The sequence below is a fragment of the Bradyrhizobium sp. SK17 genome (genome assembly GCF_002831585.1).
Taxonomy (GTDB): domain Bacteria; phylum Pseudomonadota; class Alphaproteobacteria; order Rhizobiales; family Xanthobacteraceae; genus Bradyrhizobium.
Window position 1 is genome coordinate 94,658 of record NZ_CP025114.1, and the last position, 16,756, is coordinate 111,413.

The following is a 16,756-nucleotide window of genomic DNA, read 5'->3' on the forward strand; positions in this document are numbered from 1 at the left end:
AATGCCCGTCACGTCGATGGCCCGCGAGGGCTGGAAAGGGCAGGCCGAAACTCCGCTCTACAAGGGAGATGTTTTCCCTCCGTGGCAAAACGGAGAGAATAACGATGTTGTGAATCGGGGTTTCGAGTTCACCATTCCGGAGGTCAACAGTCTGGCCGATTTTCACGGCGACGTAACGGACCCCAAGCTAGTTCTTTACGTTGGCGGCAACTACTTTTTTGCGATGGCGCCACTTGTAAAGGCGTTTGAGGAGAAGCATCAGGAATACAAGGGCAAGATTTACTGGGAGACAATTCCGCCGGGCTTGCTCGTCAAGCAAATGAAAGCTGGCGGAACGATCACCTCGGGCAACATGACATGGACGGCCAAGCCGGATGCCTATTTTGCCGGCCTTGTGAAGGTCAAGCAGTTGATCAATGACGGTTTGCTGGTCGCGCCTGCGGTGCCTTATGTGACCAACACGTTGACGATCATGGTGCCGAAGGACAACCCAGCTCAGGTTAAGGGCTTGGCTGATCTCGGGCAGGCCAAGGTTCGGCTGGCGATGCCCAATCCCGAATTCGAAGGGATTGCCCGCCAGATCAAGGCGTCGTTGCAAAAGGCTGGTGGCGAAAAGCTGGCAAAAGCTGTGTACGAGGACAAGCTGAAGGACGGCAGTACTGTCCTGACCCACATCCATCACCGCCAGACGCCGTTATTTTTGATCCAGGGCGTGGCTGACGCCGGGGTGACCTGGCAATTCGAAGCCATTTTTCAGGAGCAGGTCGGTCATCCGATCTCTCACGTTGAAATTCCGACCGAGCAGAACACCGTTGCGATTTATGCCGGTGCTGAAGTGAAGGATGCTGCACACCCAGACGCAGCAAAGGCGTGGCTCGACTTTATAAAGTCGCCTGCCGCCCTCGGTATTTTCGAACGCTACGGATTCAAGCGCTACGAAGCAGCGGGCAAATGAATCAACCGGGAGCGCGACTGTGAAGCAGCATGAAATACAGGAAGATCATCATTGCAGCCGCGGCGAGCGTACCCCACAGGAGCACATATCGTACGTTATGACCGACGACAGCCCCTCTCGCCTCAACGTCCGTTCGTTTAATTGGGCTCTCTTCACGGTCGGCCATGTACATCTCCGGGTTCAACAAAACTCAACCTCTCAATTCGAAACTAGTTCCAGGTAATTACAAATCTTCGACCGTTTGCCAACGCGCTCAGCGCACAATCATTGATCGTTTCCAAAAACTTGAGAGTTCTCGATGGATACCCGAAATCTGACGATCATCCAGGTCAACGATTGTTCGTCGTCAGATAATTTGAGACTGATCAGGCGTTTCGAGAAGAGAGGTTCTGGCTCATCAGGGGTTAGAGTTTAAGCTGCCTGCAGCCGATGCTGCAAGCGACGGGTTGCGATGGTAGCAAGCTTGATGCGTCTGCGTTCTGCGAGGATGGTCTCCGCTCGGCCGAAGTAGACGTCGGCTGGTGTGACGTTTTCGATGCTCTCATGATAGCGAACTTGATTGTAGTGCTCGACGAAGGCGCCGATCTGTCGTTCGAGATCGCCTGGTAGATAATAGTTTTCGAGCAGAATGCGGTTCTTCAGGGTCTGGTGCCAGCGCTCGATCTTGCCCTGGGTTTGCGGGTGATACGGTGCGCCCCGCACGTGCTGCATGCCCTTGCTTTCGAGCCAATTGGCCAGATCGCCTGCAACATAAGACGCGCCATTGTCGCTGAGCAGCCTCGGCCGGTGCGCAACGGTGATGTGATCAAGGCCCGATGCCGCCAGCGCCTGATCGAGCGTGGCGGTGACGTCGGAAGCGCACATGGTGGGACCAAGCCTCCACGCCACGATGTAGCGCGAGAAGTCGTCGAGCACCGTCGAGAGATAGTACCAACCCCAGCCGGTGATCTTGAGGTAGGTGAAGTCGGTCTGCCAGAGCTGGTTGATCGCGGTGGTCTTGTCCTTGAACTCGTTCGCCGCCTTGATCACCACATAGGCCGGGCTGGTGATGAGGTCATGGGCCTTCAACAGCCGATAGACCGAAGCCTCCGAGACAAAGTACTTTCTCTCGTCGGTGAACCGCACGGCCAGCTCCCGCGGCGAGAGTTCGGGAAGCTCCAGTGCCAGGTCAATGATCTGGCGGCGGACATCGTCCGGGATGCGATTCCAGACGCGGTCCGGTCGTGAGCGATGATCAGCCAGCGCTTCAGGGCCGCCTTCGCAATATCGGTCATACCAGCGGTAGAACGTCGAGCGAGGAACGCCGAGTTTGTCCAGCGTGCGCTTGGCCGGCAGATGTGACTGCTCGACCAACTCGATGATCTCGGCCTTCTCGGATGCGGGATATCTCATGCCTCGCTCTCCCCATCCCCGTTCATACTTTTTTTAAGCAGACGGTTCTCCAGGGTAAGATCGGCAACGACCTCTTTCAAAGCGGTAGCTTCACGGCGAAGATCCTTCACCTCGCCAGGTGTTGCGGCTCGCGCCGTGTCACCGGCCAATCGGCGTTTGCCGGCCTCCAGGAACTCCTTGGACCAGCCGTAATACATCGAGGCGGCGATGCCTTCGCGGCGGCACAGCTCGGAGATGTTCTCCTCGCCGCGCAGTCCTTCCAGCACGATGCGGATCTTCTCCTCCGCCGAATACTGCCGACGCGTCTGGCGCCGAATATCCTTCAGCACTTGTTCTGCCGGCGCTTTGCCCGGTCCGGATTTCTGTCTCATCTTCGCTCCTTGCGGCTACGATGAACCAGAAATCCTCCCTCCGTGAAGTCCCTCAATTTGTCTCAGGGGTGCTGACGGGGAACAGTCAACGATACCCACGGCTACCTGGAGGCACACCCTGAACTGGTGTGGCATGGCGATGTCGCGGCTTATCCCACAATGGGAGGTTACGCGCGTATCGCCTCGATTTTGAAGAGCGTTCGGGCTGAGTGCGGCGGATCGGCTCTTGCGTTGGACAACGGTGATACGTTTCACGGGACGTACCCTGCGGTCAGCAGCAAAGGAGAAGCGCTCATTCCGCTGGTCAATGCGTTGGGGTTTGATGCCATGACCGCGCATTGGGAGTTTGCATGGGGACCGCCGCATTTTCGTGCTCTGTCTGCGAAGCTGAATCATCCGATGCTCGCGATCAATTGTTACGACAAAGAATCCGGTGAACTTTACTTTCCGGCATCGGTTGTATTGGAACGCGGCGGCCTGCGCGTCGGCATTATCGGCGTCGCGGCGACCATCATCGATAAGAGTATGCCGCCGCATTTTAGCGAGGGGGTGCGCTTTACATCTGGTTGCGAGGAATTGCCCGGAGAGATTAGCCGCTTGCGAAACGAGGGGACGGACCTGATCGTTGTGCTTTCCCATCTTGGATTTCCACAGGATGTCCATGTTGCTCACGCGGTAGACGGAATTGATGTCATCGTCAGCGGGCATACCCACAACCGGCTCGAGCACCCGGCGCATATCGGCAATACGCTTATAATTCAATCCGGATGCCACGGATCCTTCGTTGGCCGGCTTGACCTGAGCATCGCGGACGGAAAAGTTGCTGATTGGCAGCATCGACTGATCCCGGTTGATGAGTCAATCGCCGGCGATGTGGAGATGAGCGCGCTTGTCGAAGGCGTGATGAAGCCGCATCGAGAGATGTTGAACGAGTTCGTCGGGCAGACTGCCGTCGGCCTTCATCGTGACACCAATCTGTATGCACCGATGGACGATCTTCTGCTCGCGGCGATCGCGACCGCCGGCGATACGGATATCGCCTTTTCGAACGGCTGGCGTTACGGCGCGCCTATACCGCCGGGTTCCATTACGATGAATGATTTGTGGAATATCATCCCCACTAATCCACCGGTGTCGACAGTTGACCTGACGGGTACCGAGATTAGGGAAATGATGGAGGAAAATCTCGAGCGAACATTTTCGGCCAATCCGTTCGGGCAGATGGGCGGCTATCTCAAGCGATTCCGTGGACTGACCATTTACGGCAAGCTGGAGAATCCTCCAGGCCAGCGCATTGAGCATATCTTCAGGCGAGGCGTGCCTGTCCTGGCTGGCGAGACCTATAAGGCGGCGTTTGTAACGGCACAGGGCGTACCGAAGAAATTCGGGCGCAAGCGCAGGGATCTTCCCGTTCGGGCGATCCAGGCTCTTCGCGATTACTTAAAAGAAAACGAGGCTGGCACAAACGACGGTCTCGGGCGTTTCGTAGCGGGGTAGGAATTCTTCGGGGAGGTCGATTTGTGGCTGACGTGGTGGTCATCAAGACCTTCCGATAGCGACGCGCTAATTGCGAGTCACGGGGGGTGGACTGCAATCGGCTTCGCCGTAATTGTTGGAATTATTGTGGTGGAGACCGGTCTTCCAGTACGCGCTCGCGCAGCCGACAATGGCCGAGACATCGCGCTAAATGGCAACGGTCGGGGTGCACACGCATGCTCCTCTTGTCATGGTACGGAGGGCGAAGGGCGTCCGCAGGCTGGATATCCCCGTTTGGCGGCCTTAAGCTCAAACTATATAGAGCGACAACTTAAGGATTTCGCGGACAAGTCCAGAGACAACGACTTGATGCACCCCATTGCGAAGTCTCTTTCGCCGAGCGAGATACAAACCGTGGCAGGATATTACGCCTCGTTGACCGCGCCGAAGGCGGAAGAGCCAAAGCCACTTAATGATGGCGACATCGCTTTGGGTAAGGCGCTTGCCGATAACGGAAACTGGTCGTCGGGCTTGCCTGCTTGTGGACAATGCCATGGTCCCTCGGGACAGGGTGTTGGCAAATCGTTTCCCAGGCTGGCGGGTCAGGGCTACTCCTACCTTCTCAATCAGTTGAAGGCGTGGAAGAGTGGCAACCGCAGCAACGATCCCCTCAATCTTATGACCGGCGTCGTTAGCAAGCTCGACGACAAGCAAATGAACGCTGTTGCGGCGTATTTCGCGAGCTTGCCAACCACCCCTCAGCCAGGCGGCAAGCCATGATGGGACAGAGGCCTAATTTTAGCACCTGGGCTGTTGGGTTGCTGTTTATGGGCATGGCGGCGTTCCTTGGGTACAGCATTCCCCGGCAGCAAAACGCGCCAATGTCCAAATCTGGCCCGATTCCTCAGTCCATGCCTGCGCCGACAAAAGAAAGCGATATCAAGATCGCTTTCCAGCCGCCCTCGGAGGATAAAATCCCGGACAATGAGTTCGGCAAGATGGTCAGGCTCGGTGCCGACATTTTTCATAATACGCAGGACAATGCGAAAGAGTTCGTCGGTAATTCCTTGCAGTGTGCGAACTGTCATATCGACAAAGGTCGCCTTGCGAATTCGGCCCCCCTGTGGGCAGCCTACGTTGCTTTTCCCACCTATCGCGCCAAAAACGGCCATGTGAACACCTTCCAAGAGCGTATGCAGGGGTGTTTCCGCTTTAGCATGAACGGCAAGGCTCCCGAGTTAAATAGCAAGGTTCTCGTTGCGCTGGAAAGTTACGCGCACTTCCTTGCTACCGGGGCGCCGACCGGCGCTGACATGCCGGGTCGGGGCTATCCCAAATTGGCCAAGCCTGCGAAGCTCGATTATGCGCATGGCCAGGAAGTCTACGAGCAGAAATGCGCCCTTTGCCACGGTGCTGACGGTCAGGGGCAACAGGCCGCCGACGGCACAACGGTATTTCCCCCGCTTTGGGGGCCGCGCTCTTTCAACTGGGGCGCGGGCATGAGTTCGATTACGAATGCCGCCGGATTCATCAAAGCCAACATGCCGTTCAGTCAAGGCAATACGCTTTCCGACCAAGAAGCTTGGGACGTCGCCAGCTATCTCGATAGCCAAGAGCGACCGCAGGATCCGCGCTTCAAGGATTCCGTTGCGGCAACACGCAAGGCGCATCACGATTCACCGATGGATATGTACGGCCAAACCGTGAATGGCATTCTTCTAGGACGAAACTCGCCGCCATCGGGCCCTCAGCCTCGTTGAACGTCCTTTTAAATCTCGTCGGACTTCAAGAGACACGCGGTAGTATTTCAAACGAATGAAACGGAGGTGGACACGGAAGGGTCCACTCCAACGTAGTCGCGCCTTCGCCCCAATAATTGTTTTCCAAAATGCGTTTACCCGCGAAAACTGTATAGAGAATCGTGCCAAGCCCCCAGACAAATGCAAAAGCTCCCAGAAATGCACCAATCGAACTGACCAGGTTCCAACCCGCAAATGCTTGCGGATAGTCCAATACGCGTCGCGGCATTCCCGCAGCGCCCACCATATGCATCTTCAACCGACGTCTGACCAACGTGCATGAGCCGAACGGACTTGAGCCCTACGCGCCGCAGCGCGCGGGAGCGACCGCGGCTTTGGGAGGTTGACGCGCGATGCCCAGCCCCGACGACTATCGCTCGTTTGAACTTGAAGCCGCGGCCGCCACCTCCGTCGCGCGCGGTCGCACGGCGCTCGGCAGTTTCCTGAAATACGGGGTGCCGATCGGCGCTCTCGTGGTGGCGGCCTGGATGATCTACGGCTCCGTGGTGCGGCGTTCGCCTCTGCTGACGACGCCTGACAAGGAGGAATTCACCACTACGCAGTTTCCGGCTCCCTCGCTATCTGCGCGGCGGACGCAAACCAACCAGGGAACGATCGTCATCCCGCCGGCGCCGGCCGAACCGGTCCTGCCGCCGCCTCCGGTAGCTCCTCCCTTGGCGCTTCCGGCACCGCCGCCGCCTGAACCGCCGCTGGCCGCAGCTGTACCGAACGACGACGAAGCGCGGCGTCTCGCGGAGCTTGAACGTCAGCGCCAGGAGGAAGAGCGGCGGAAATGGGAGCGCCTGCGGGCGCCCCAGGTAATCGCCGACAATGCATCGGCGACGGCGAACGCTGCAAATCCGGATGACAGCGCGAGGACCGCCGCAGGCCCGGAGGACGATCCCAATCGTCGCTTTCTGGCGTCGGTGTCGGCCGCCGGCGTCGAGGTCACGCGCGCCACCAAGAACAACCGGATCGACGCGCTGGTGGCGCAGGGCACGACGGTTCGCGGCGTGCTTGAGACGGCCGTTCAAAGCGACCTGCCGGGCATGGTGCGCGCGGTCGTGACCGAGAACGTCTGGTCGTTCGATGGACGGCGAGTCCTGATCCCGGCTGGAAGCCGCCTTGTCGGGGAATACAAATCGGGGATCGCCCAAGGGCAGACGCGCGTATTTGTCGTCTGGACGCGCATGCTGCGGTCGGATGGCGTCTCGGTCCAGCTCGGATCGAACGGCACGGACGAACTCGGCCGTGCCGGCAATGCCGGCTTTGTCGATAACCACTACCTCGAGCGGTTTGGCTCGGCGATCATGCTCTCCATCGTGGGCGGCGCGGCACAGTTCCTGAGCGCTTACGGACAGAACACCAACGGCTATGGCAACGGCACGATCATCACCACGACCGACCCGGTGACGGGCGCGGTGACGCAGACGCAGACAGGCGTGAACCAGAACCAGTTGTCGCTGCAGGCCCGTCAGATTGCGGCGCAGAACGTATCGCAAACACTGACCAACATCGCCCAGGAGGCGCTGCGCAACTCGATCAACATTCCGCCGACCATCTACCTCGACCAGGGCACGCGGATCATCGTCTTCGTACGGCGCGATCTCGACTTCTCGGCGCTCTATCCCGATCCGGTCAAGGAAGCCTTGAGGGAGCTCAAGCGTGAACGCGCTGGCACGAAGTCTGACAGTCTTCATTGACCGCGCGCTCGATCCCGTTCGGCCGTGGCTCGAGGACGACCAGGTCGTTGAGATCTGCGCGAACGGGCCTGGGGAAGTGTGGGTCGAGCGCTTCGGACAATCGGCGATGGAGCGTCACGAGGTGCCAAGCCTGACCGAGCATGCGATCCGTCACCTGGCCGAACGCGTCGCCGGACACTCGGGCCAGAGCGTCAATGAGGAGCACCCGCTGCTCTCGGCCGCGCTGCCGACAGGGGAGCGGTTTCAGGGCGTGATGCCGCCGGCGACGACGGCCGGAGGCGCCTTCGCGATCCGCAAGCAGGTCATCAAGGAGATGCGGCTCGATGATTATCGCAAGCTCGGATCGTTCGACAAGGTGACGACGGCAAGCGACGGCACGCTGTCGGAGACTGATCGGCATCTGTGCGAACATCTCGACTCCGGCCGGATCGAGGAGTTCATCCGCCTTGCCGTCGTCAACCGCTACTCGATTCTTCTTTCGGGCGGGACAAGTTCGGGCAAGACCACGTTCCTCAATGCGATCCTTAAGGACGTGCCGGTCGACGAGCGCATCATCACCATCGAGGACACGCGGGAGGTCAACCCGATCCAGAAGAACTACCTGCCGCTTGTCGCCTCCAAGGGCGATCAGGGCGAGGCGCGCGTCACGGTTGAAACGCTGCTGCAAGCCTCAATGCGTCTGCGGCCCGACCGCATCTTCCTCGGCGAGATTCGCGGCGCCGAGGCTTATTCGTTTCTGCGCGCGATCAACACCGGCCATCCGGGCAGCATCACCACGGTGCATGCCGACAGCCCGGCGGGCGCGTTTGAGCAGCTCGCGCTCATGGTGATGCAGGCCGGCCTCGGGCTGCGGCGCGACGAGATTGTCGGATACATCAAATCGGTGCTGCCGATCGTGATCCAGCAGACCAAGGTTGGCGGATGGCGTGGCACCTCGGCCGTCTATTTCTCGCGGGTTGCCGAGTGGCGACAGGAACGGGCAGGGGGGAAAGGCCGCCATGGCACGCGTCGTCGCCTATAGGATCGGCATCGCTATCCTTCTTCTCCTCGCCTTCTGGCTGTTGTGGAGCATGGCCTATGAGGTGGTCGTGGCGCAGCGCTGGGCGCCGACGCGATTTCCCAGCGAAGGCGCCAGCCGCTGGGCGCTCTTCCGGATGCAGAATGCCGACCGCTCGGCCGACTTTTTCCTTGTCGCCTGGCGTCATTTCTATGACCGCCTTGTCTTTGCGCCGACCCGCACCGAGGCGCTCATCCGCGGCCTCTACGCCGCGGCGGCGGTCGTGACGCTGGGCCTGGCTGGCGCGCTCTTTGCGTTTATCAACCGCCGGCAAATGCCTTATGGCGCCGCTCGCTTCGGCACGGTGATGGAGGCCGCCAAGCAGGGCCTCACCGCCAGGCAGGGCATCGTGCTCGGAACGCTCAGTGGGGCAACGATCCGCTCCGACGAACCCGCTCATATCCTGGTCGTCGGGCCCTCGCGGTCGGGCAAAGGCACCGGCTTCGTCCTCCCGAACGGCTACTCCTGGCGGGGATCGGCGGTGTTCTTCGATCCCAAGCGCGAGAATTTCGACGCGTTGGCCAATCATCGGCAAGCGATGGGCAACAAGGTCTTCATGTTCTCGCCAGGCTCGAATGACACCCATCGCTATAATCCGCTGGATTTCGTGCGGCGCGACGAGCGCATGGCGACCGACTGTTTGGTGGTGGCTTCGTTCGTGATTCCCGAGAAAGCGGACGACACCTGGGCTGGCGCGGGCCGTCTCTTGCTGTCGGCGCTGATCGGCTACGTGCTGTCGTCGCCTTTGATTGCCGGCGCGCAACACATGCGCACCGTCGCGCGGATGACGACGACCGGCAAGGACATCTCCTCGGTGCTGCGTGCGATCGTGCGGACCGAACGCCAGCATTTGCCGACCTGGGTCATCGACAGCTTCAACCAGTACATCGCGCTCGAGCCGGAGACGCGCAACAGCGCTGTCTTCAATGTCAACATGGCGATGTCGCTGTGGAACAATGGGTTGATCTCGGCGGCAACGGAGACGTCGGACTTCGATATTCGCGAACTGCGCCGCAAACAGATGACGATCTTCATCGGCTGCACCATCGCGGAGCTGTCGATTTTCCGGCCGCTGATCCGAATTCTTTTTCAGCAGATCCACGATCTGATGATGGTGAAGATTCCGGGCGACGACGAGCCGCATCAGGTGCTGCTGATGCTCGACGAATTCTACCATGTCGGGCGGATGGATTCGCTGATCTCGAAGATCACGATCAGCGCTGGCTACGGCTTCCGCATGGCCATCGTCATGCAGGACATCGCGCAACTCGACGAGCTCTATGGTAGGAACACCCGCATCACCACGGTGTCGGGCTCGCAGATCAAGCTGTTCATTCAGATCAACGATCTCGAAACATCGGAGTTCGTCTCCGAAATGCTGGGCGAGACGACGCAAGTTTACAAGACGCCGATCCAGCGGCCGGGGCAGGGTATCTTCGCGCCGCGCGTCTGGGCGCCCCACTACACGCCGCGGCCGCTCCGCAATCCGCTCGAACTTCGGGAGATGTCGGCGCGGCTGTCAATCCTGATGGTGAAGAACTCGCGCTCGTTCGAACTCACGAAGATCCGGCACTATCTCGATAAGCCGTATCGCGCCTTCTATGAAAAGGCGAAGGGCTCGCCTCCGTCCCTTCCTGCACTTCGGCAGTGGCAGGACGAGGTGCTGGGCGGCGCGATCAGCCCGGCCTCTGCCGAGATCGCAGCCGCGGTCGAAGAGAGGGTCGAGGAGGCGCCGGCGTCGGCGCGCAAGTTGGCCGCCAAACGAACGCCCGCGCCAAAAACCGCCAAAGCGAAGACCGGGAGGAAGCCGGAGCAAACCGCCAACGGACCAATTACGCGGCTGGTTCTGACGCCACGCCAGACGGCTTCAAAGCCGAGCCGCAAGGAGCTGTCCTTGGGCGTGGCGCCCGCGCCGGTTGGCGAAAGCTGTGACCTTTGCGATATTCTCGCCTTGGCCGGGGAACGGCAGGATGAAGTCTTCGATACGATGATGGGTGTCTTGAAATCTCATCAAGCCGAGGCGGGGCCTGTGACTGAGGCCGCAAGAACATTGGAAGGCCTGCATCGTTTGTTCGGAGATGACGACAAGTAGACATATGGCTGCCCGTCTCGCCACGGCGGAAGAAGGCGGGATGTGAAAATCCGGTCATCCGCGTGCAGCGAACTTCAGCGTTGAGTGCGATCGTGTGTGAGCCACCACGCAGATCGGGCCTCCCCAAAAGACCGATAGTATGCTCTTAAGAGCACCAAATCTGTCTTATTGTGCTCTCAAGAGCACGATACACTTGCTGTTAGGATGTTTTTGCCTATATGCTCTTAAGAGCCTCAAAACCGGGATTTGGAGCCCTTAAGAGCATATGACCGCTAAGAACAACTTAGTCCAGGCGCCGCCCTTCGAGGTCGATCGAGCCTTGAAAAAGCTTGGTGCCGATCTGCGCACGGCACGCCTGCGACGCAACCTGACCGTCGAGGCCACTGCCGCCAAGATCGGGACCGGCCGTCGTGCCATCCTGGATGCCGAGAAGGGCAAGATCTCGACGCAGATCGGGGTCTATGCGGGCCTGCTGTGGGCCTACGGCCTCGTCGACCGCTTCAGTGACGCAGCCGATCCGCGATTCGATGAAGAGGGCCAGCGCCTCGCCTTGATTGGGGATCGTGTCCACGCCCGCAGCCCGAAGGGATTGGACAATGAGTTCTAACGTCACGCCAACAGAATGCTTCGTCTACGTTACTTTGCCCGGTCAAACCGCGCCGGTTACGGCGGCGCGGTTTGAGCTTACCAAAGACAGGCGCGACATTGCGATCGGCAGACTGGTCTATGGCCGCACCTATCTCGCCCGCGCCGAGGCCGTGCCGATCGATCCGATCGAACTCAGGCTTGCTAATCAGACCTATGGAACCGTCAGCATGAAAGGCTTGTTCGGCGCGCTGCGTGATGCAGGGCCGGACTACTGGGGCCGCCGCCTTATCGAAAGGCATCTCGGTGCTGCCCAGCTCAACGAGATGGATTACCTGCTGCACTCACCTGATGATCGGGCGGGCGCCCTCGGCTTCGGACTGAATCAGCAGCCTCCGGCGCCCAAGCGGGATTTCAACAAGACCCTCAGCCTCGCTCGGCTGCAGAAGATCGCCGATGCAATCGTCGATGAAGAAGATCGCCCCGATGACGCCGAAGTCGCTCAGGTCGAAGAACTGCTGCTGGTCGGCACGTCAATGGGCGGTGCGCGGCCGAAGGCCGTGGTCGAGGACACCGATGGGCTATGGATCGCCAAGTTCAACAGGAAGGACGACAAATGGAACAACGCGCGCGCTGAACACGCCATGCTCATGCTCGCACGGGCATGCGGTATCACGACGGCGGAAAGCAAGGTGATCGTCGTCGGCGGTCGTGACGTCCTCATGGTCAAACGCTTTGATCGCGAGCGGGCCGACGGTGGTTATCTGCGCGCCCGCATGCTTAGCGGTCTGACGCTGCTTCGCGCCGAAGAGGGGCATGACACGCGCGATCGATGGTCCTATGTGCTGCTGGTCGAAGAGCTGCGGCGAGTTTCGGCCAACCCCCGGGGTGATGCTGCCGAACTGTTTCGCAGGATGTGCTTCAACGCATTGATTTCGAACACCGACGATCACCCGCGCAATCATGCGGTCATGGCAATGACTCCTGACTGGAACCTATCGCCAGCCTACGATCTCACGCCGGGACCCTTGATCAGTGAGGAGCGGCGCGATCTCGCCATGATCTGCGGCGACGCGGGCCGCTATGCCAATGCCGAGAACATTGTCTCGCAAAGCATGCGCTTCCTGCTTGAAAAAGACGTGGCCGAAAAGATCGTGTCGGACATGGAAGAGCAGGTTCGAAGCAAGTGGTATGAGGTCGTACGGCGGGAGGGGCTCTCGGAAGCGGACTGCAACACGATCAGCCGGTCCTTCGTCTACCCGGGCTTCCGGTATCCTATATCACGAGCCGCGCCACCGATCTGACCCTTTGATCTGCTAAGTGCCTGCCAGTGAGCACGAACGCCGCGCCGGCGCGACACGTGCGAGAAGTGCGGACTTTATTTTCTCGAGATGCGCATCATCCCTTCTCGTTGCGAACAGCCCAGGTCGCCAATCCTGGGTCACGCCACACCTTGCTCGGCGCCAGCCGTATCCCCGCGTTGATCACCTACGAAGAAGTCCCCGAATCCACCAGCGGTAAGAAGACTTCGTCGACGATCTCGTTGATGGCTTTGTCTGACAGAGGCTCGAACGTCATCAGAATCTCATGGCGCGCAAGGTCCGTCGGAAGCAGCACGATCCGCGGGGTGAGGCGGGCAGCGACGATCTCGCCACGATTGATCGCGCGTCCCAGGAGAACCGACCCTATTTTCAGGTAAATCAGCTTTCCTCGATCAGCTTGAACCCGCCGTTGCAAAACTCATCGCTTGCCGCAAGGCCCCAATAGAGCGCCGCGCGCCACGCATTCAAATTGCCGCGCTGGCGGCTGCGCGCGGTGTGCTTTAGTTCCGATCGAAGGATGTCTGCACCGCCGGTAAAATTGCGCCGAAACGTGTCCTTGCATTCGACCAATTCGACTGCGGCACTCCCCGCGTACAATGACCCGAGTTCGAACAGCTCAAAATGTCGCCGCGCTCTGGCTATACGCGCCGCCGGCACTCCGGCGACGGGGTCGATGGAAAAACTGACCTGCACGGTGTTGGTAATACCGATCGTTGCTCGGAGAATCCGGTGCGAACTCCAGTCGTCAAAATACGGATGAAATGTCTGTTCGGCGTGTGCGCGAGGCGCATGTTCCTGTTTGACTTTGTTACAATCCGAACAGCTCGGCACCAGGTTGGCTGGAAAGACGGCAAACTCGGGATACCCTGATTGCGGCAGATAGTGATCGAGCGTTTTGACGTCCCGCGCGCCACAGAGCGGGCAGCGTCGATACTTCGCGCCCGCCCGCAGGCGGTCATAGACCGGGCGCCCTTTGCCACGGACGAGAACGCGATCATAGACGTTAGAAAGATCTTCCTTGCTGACACCGTCGGGATCTTCAGCCATCAGCTGGAAGAGTTCTGTGCGAGTCGCCAATTCCAGATATTCGGTCGCGCGCTCCCCGATCCGTTCGGACAGGGCAAGAAGCGCACTGCGAAGTTTTGGGTCTCGGGTGCGCGCTGCCAATCCGCGAAACACCACCTCTGCATCATCCGTTGGACACGAAATCGCAATCACGGCTCAGCGCTCCTCCCAGAGCGCGCGAACTAGTGCGCGGCCCTCGGCACCTATATGGTCCTCGAAGGTCGCCAGTGCCTGGTCGACAGTGTTTGATCTTGAAACGACGTCCGAGATCAGCGCGTGATATCCGCTTGCGGTGAATTCAACCCGAAAAATCTCGCGTGTCAGCAGCCCGACATTCTCAGCAAAGGTTTCGACCTCTGGACGCTCGATCCCAATGCTTGCTCCGTCACGGAAAAACAGCGACACACAATTGCTGGGTACTTCCTGAGCAATGACGGGTGAGTGAGTGGCCAGAATGGCCACGCCGTTGCGTTGCGCCAATAGACCCGAGAGCGCACGGACGAACGATGCCGCGAGCGGGGGATGAAGATGGGCTTCCGGCTCGTCGATCAGAACCAGCGTTCGCTCGCTGACCAGCTCGACTAACCGCGTCATGGTGAGCAACACAATCTTGTGGCCGGAGCTTGCCGCGTCAAACAATTGAACTGCAGTGTTCTCGAAGTCGTCTTGCGGCAAGTCGGCAAGTCGTTCTAATCGCAGTGCGGCAAAAAGCGGATCGCTTTCCAGGATGCGCATGGCAGACCGCCATCGCGGCTTTCGCGAGCTGCGCAGGCATTTGAGGGTACTCGCGACAAAGTCAGTGCGCAGATCAGCTGTCGTCTTATTTCGTGCCTCATGCCTACCGCTCTTCAGGCGCACGTTCTTCTTCAGGCCAATATAGGCGTATTGCAGGCCTGTGGCGGTCCCATCATTGGGTATGGCGGGGTCAAATTCATCGAACGCGCTGAAGGCCACGGTGACAAGGTTTGCGAAGCCTTCCTCACCATTGAGCTCATCGTCGTCGGTGATGAAGGTCAGGCGTCCGAGCGATCGTTTCCGCCCGACCCGCAGTAGGGTACTGATCGAACGAAGAAGTGTTGTTTTTCCGACGCCGTTGCGGCCGATAATGGCATGAATATTTGTCGGCGGAACCGCGTCGGGGGTCACCTGAACTTCGATGACGGCATCGTCCGATTCGGGAAACTTGTACCGGAAATGGAACGGCGTCAGCATCGCCTGCTCGTGTGCAATGGTTCTGAGTTTGGTCAACTCTCGTGCCGAAACAGACCGGAGCAACGACGTCTCGAACGCGGTTTCGTTCTGGACGGCGGCGAAAATATCATCATTCCAGACCACGTCCTGCAGTGCTTCGAAAATCGCGATGCGATCCTCTTCATCGACCGCAATTAGATTTTCGTAATATTCTTGGCTTTGTCCAAGTGATGCATATTCCGGCCCGAGGGCGGCAAAGCCGTCTTCGACCTGGGTGTATCCGTGGCGCATGTTGCGTTGCATAATCTTAACAGCGCCGATGTCATGACGGGTACCATCGCCGTCCAAATAGATAAGCGAGAACGCCGTTTTATAGGAATAGTCGTCCCAATTATCGGTTACGAGAAAACATTGCCGGCCACCGGCAATGTCGCGCTCCACGCGCGAACTGCGCGAATACGGTATGACCGTGAACTGCAAGGGGAATCTCCAAGCGGCGGCGTATGCAGGTCGCCGAATAAAATTGAGTAAAATTGATACGTGCTTTGCGGCGATCCCGCTAGCATCGGGCGGCTGCCGGGTGCTTGAGAACCCTTTGCGCCCTTACTAATGGGGAGGATGAGATGGGTTGATTTCAGAAGGGTCGCCTCGTGTGACATACGTCGCAGCTAGCAAGGTCGGATGGACGACTTGTTTCTGCCATAAGGAGTGCCTATCCATTGCTGTGAAATCTCTTATTTCTTCAACTATTTCAATTACTTATGTTCCATAATCTATGTTATGCGAAGGCGCGGGAATGTGGCGATCCTCATCCTTGTATCCCTGCACATCACTGTGATTTCGGACCACCGTGGTAGCGCCAAACGTGTCCATCCTCATGTGCTTTCGGCGCAATCCGGAAACGCGGTGCCGTTCTGCCGGTTGTGAACGCGCCGTTCTGGTCGTATCGGGCGTCAGCATGGACAGCGGTCCGCCTCGCCTCGTTCGGCCAGTAGCTCTTGTCGGTGATAGTCGAGCCCGCGTAGGCCACCGCGGAGGCCATTGCGAGTGGCAACACCAGCGACATCGTGATGATCGGTTTCCTAAACATGATCCGGCTCCATTTCTTTGGAAGACGCGCGCGATGTACGCCTCCCAATAGGAGTTCGGAGCATTCGAGGGGCCGGTTACACGCTCACGCCGACGTGAACGTTCTCGATCGACCCCGCTACCAGCGCAACAAACGCGGCCCAAGCATCGCCCCCGCCAAGGTGCAGAGCACAATCGTGCCGCCGTACCAAACCGCAACGAACGGCAACGAATCTTCGGTGCAATGGAATGCGTAGGCCATCGCGCTTATGCTGCCCGAGATCAGTCCGGCAAAGGCACCCGCGCGAACGAGATCGGTAGGAGCCGCCTGGCGCATCGCCCAAATCACCGCGGCGAACGGGAGGATCGCGATGATCGGCACCGACAGCAGGCATTCCAGCCATTCGTCTCCCACGATCATCTGGTCCCAGTGCGAGCGGGGCGCCATCGCTAGATTCACCGTTGCGAGAAGCATGATGATCACAAAGGGCGATGCCGCCACCATAGGCGAGATTCGCCGTTCGCCGCCGGGTCGCGCCAGCCGCGTCAAATAGAGCGTCGCCACCGCGACAACCGCGACGGTGAAACCGAGTTTGACGAAAACGAAAGTCAACGCGCGCGCCGTGTCCAGGTCCGGACGGATTCCGAGCCCGGCGATCGTGAGACCGACGGCCACGGCT

The 16,756-nt window shown here is 59.3% G+C and carries 14 protein-coding genes; 9 read left to right on the plus strand and 5 right to left on the minus strand.

Going from position 1 to position 16,756, the window contains the following annotated elements; genetic code table 11:
• The first annotated feature begins 16 nt into the window (after positions 1–16).
• On the plus strand, positions 17–955 hold the full coding sequence (locus tag CWS35_RS37690) for a substrate-binding domain-containing protein (RefSeq protein WP_245439191.1): 939 nt from the start codon (positions 17–19) through the stop codon (positions 953–955).
• Between the two features lie 411 nt (positions 956–1,366).
• Here CWS35_RS37690 and CWS35_RS37700 read toward each other — a convergent pair.
• Positions 1,367–2,718 (minus strand): IS3 family transposase gene (locus tag CWS35_RS37700; RefSeq protein ID WP_100957168.1). Its coding sequence is split into 2 segments (ribosomal slippage): positions 1,367–2,382 and positions 2,382–2,718, totalling 1,353 coding nucleotides; the frame shifts between segments, so codons are not numbered across the junction.
• 126 nt (positions 2,719–2,844) lie between these two features.
• Between CWS35_RS37700 and CWS35_RS37705 the strand changes: the two genes are divergently transcribed.
• From CWS35_RS37705 to CWS35_RS37745, 8 genes are all read left to right on the plus strand, one after another.
• Complete coding sequence (locus CWS35_RS37705) at positions 2,845–4,215, plus strand: bifunctional UDP-sugar hydrolase/5'-nucleotidase (protein WP_245439184.1); 1,371 nt, start codon at positions 2,845–2,847, stop codon at positions 4,213–4,215.
• A gap of 129 nt (positions 4,216–4,344) precedes the next feature.
• Positions 4,345–4,974, plus strand: a complete 630-nt coding sequence (locus CWS35_RS37710) for a cytochrome c (RefSeq protein ID WP_245439185.1) — start codon at positions 4,345–4,347, stop codon at positions 4,972–4,974.
• Positions 4,971–5,954, plus strand: coding sequence for a c-type cytochrome (locus CWS35_RS37715; protein ID WP_100957172.1), 984 nt, complete (start codon positions 4,971–4,973; stop codon positions 5,952–5,954). Before CWS35_RS37710 ends, CWS35_RS37715 begins: the two co-directional genes overlap by 4 nt.
• Positions 5,955–6,346: 392 nt before the next feature.
• Positions 6,347–7,696 carry a type IV secretion system protein VirB10 gene (gene virB10 / locus CWS35_RS37725; protein ID WP_044407314.1) on the plus strand — a complete coding sequence of 450 codons (1,350 nt, stop codon included), beginning with the start codon at positions 6,347–6,349 and terminating at the stop codon, positions 7,694–7,696.
• The gene (virB11, locus tag CWS35_RS37730) at positions 7,659–8,717 is read left to right on the plus strand and encodes a P-type DNA transfer ATPase VirB11 (RefSeq protein ID WP_044407311.1); all 1,059 of its coding nucleotides are present in this window, start codon (positions 7,659–7,661) and stop codon (positions 8,715–8,717) included. The genes virB10 and virB11 overlap by 38 nt, the downstream gene beginning before the upstream one ends.
• On the plus strand, positions 8,611–10,845 hold the full coding sequence (locus CWS35_RS37735) for a type IV secretory system conjugative DNA transfer family protein (RefSeq protein WP_245439186.1): 2,235 nt from the start codon (positions 8,611–8,613) through the stop codon (positions 10,843–10,845). Before virB11 ends, CWS35_RS37735 begins: the two co-directional genes overlap by 107 nt.
• Positions 10,846–11,110: 265 nt before the next feature.
• On the plus strand, positions 11,111–11,452 hold the full coding sequence (locus CWS35_RS37740) for a helix-turn-helix domain-containing protein (RefSeq protein WP_044407305.1): 342 nt from the start codon (positions 11,111–11,113) through the stop codon (positions 11,450–11,452).
• The gene (locus CWS35_RS37745) at positions 11,442–12,734 is read left to right on the plus strand and encodes a type II toxin-antitoxin system HipA family toxin (protein WP_044407301.1); all 1,293 of its coding nucleotides are present in this window, start codon (positions 11,442–11,444) and stop codon (positions 12,732–12,734) included. Before CWS35_RS37740 ends, CWS35_RS37745 begins: the two co-directional genes overlap by 11 nt.
• A 396-nt stretch (positions 12,735–13,130) precedes the next feature.
• On the opposite strand, the gene CWS35_RS39360 is transcribed toward CWS35_RS37745, so the two are convergent.
• The 4 genes from CWS35_RS39360 to CWS35_RS37775 form a co-directional block, all read right to left on the minus strand.
• Entirely contained in the window at positions 13,131–13,970 is an 840-nt protein-coding gene (locus CWS35_RS39360; protein ID WP_152647629.1) for an HNH endonuclease, read from the minus strand.
• Between the two features lie 3 nt (positions 13,971–13,973).
• Positions 13,974–15,488 (minus strand): ATP-dependent endonuclease, encoded by a 1,515-nt coding sequence (locus tag CWS35_RS37765; RefSeq protein WP_080900916.1) that lies wholly within the window; start codon positions 15,486–15,488, stop codon positions 13,974–13,976.
• Positions 15,489–15,837: 349 nt separating this feature from the next.
• Positions 15,838–16,098, minus strand: a complete 261-nt coding sequence (locus CWS35_RS37770; protein ID WP_100554883.1) for a hypothetical protein — start codon at positions 16,096–16,098, stop codon at positions 15,838–15,840.
• Between the two features lie 117 nt (positions 16,099–16,215).
• Positions 16,216–16,752: a DUF1109 domain-containing protein gene (locus CWS35_RS37775; protein ID WP_245439187.1), complete on the minus strand. Its 537-nt coding sequence runs from the start codon at positions 16,750–16,752 to the stop codon at positions 16,216–16,218.
• Positions 16,753–16,756 lie beyond the last annotated feature (4 nt).

Bases quoted from the DNA above. Each gene is read 5' to 3' on its own strand.
- CWS35_RS37690 (WP_245439191.1), top strand. From the start codon at position 17: ATGGCCCGCGAGGGCTGGAAAGGGCAGGCCGAAACTCCGCTCTACAAG.
- CWS35_RS37715 (WP_100957172.1), top strand. From the start codon at position 4,971: ATGATGGGACAGAGGCCTAATTTTAGCACCTGGGCTGTTGGGTTGCTG.
- virB10 (WP_044407314.1), top strand. From the start codon at position 6,347: ATGCCCAGCCCCGACGACTATCGCTCGTTTGAACTTGAAGCCGCGGCC.
- CWS35_RS37740 (WP_044407305.1), top strand. From the start codon at position 11,111: ATGACCGCTAAGAACAACTTAGTCCAGGCGCCGCCCTTCGAGGTCGAT.
- CWS35_RS37745 (WP_044407301.1), top strand. From the start codon at position 11,442: ATGAGTTCTAACGTCACGCCAACAGAATGCTTCGTCTACGTTACTTTG.
- CWS35_RS37770 (WP_100554883.1), bottom strand. From the start codon at position 16,098: ATGTTTAGGAAACCGATCATCACGATGTCGCTGGTGTTGCCACTCGCA.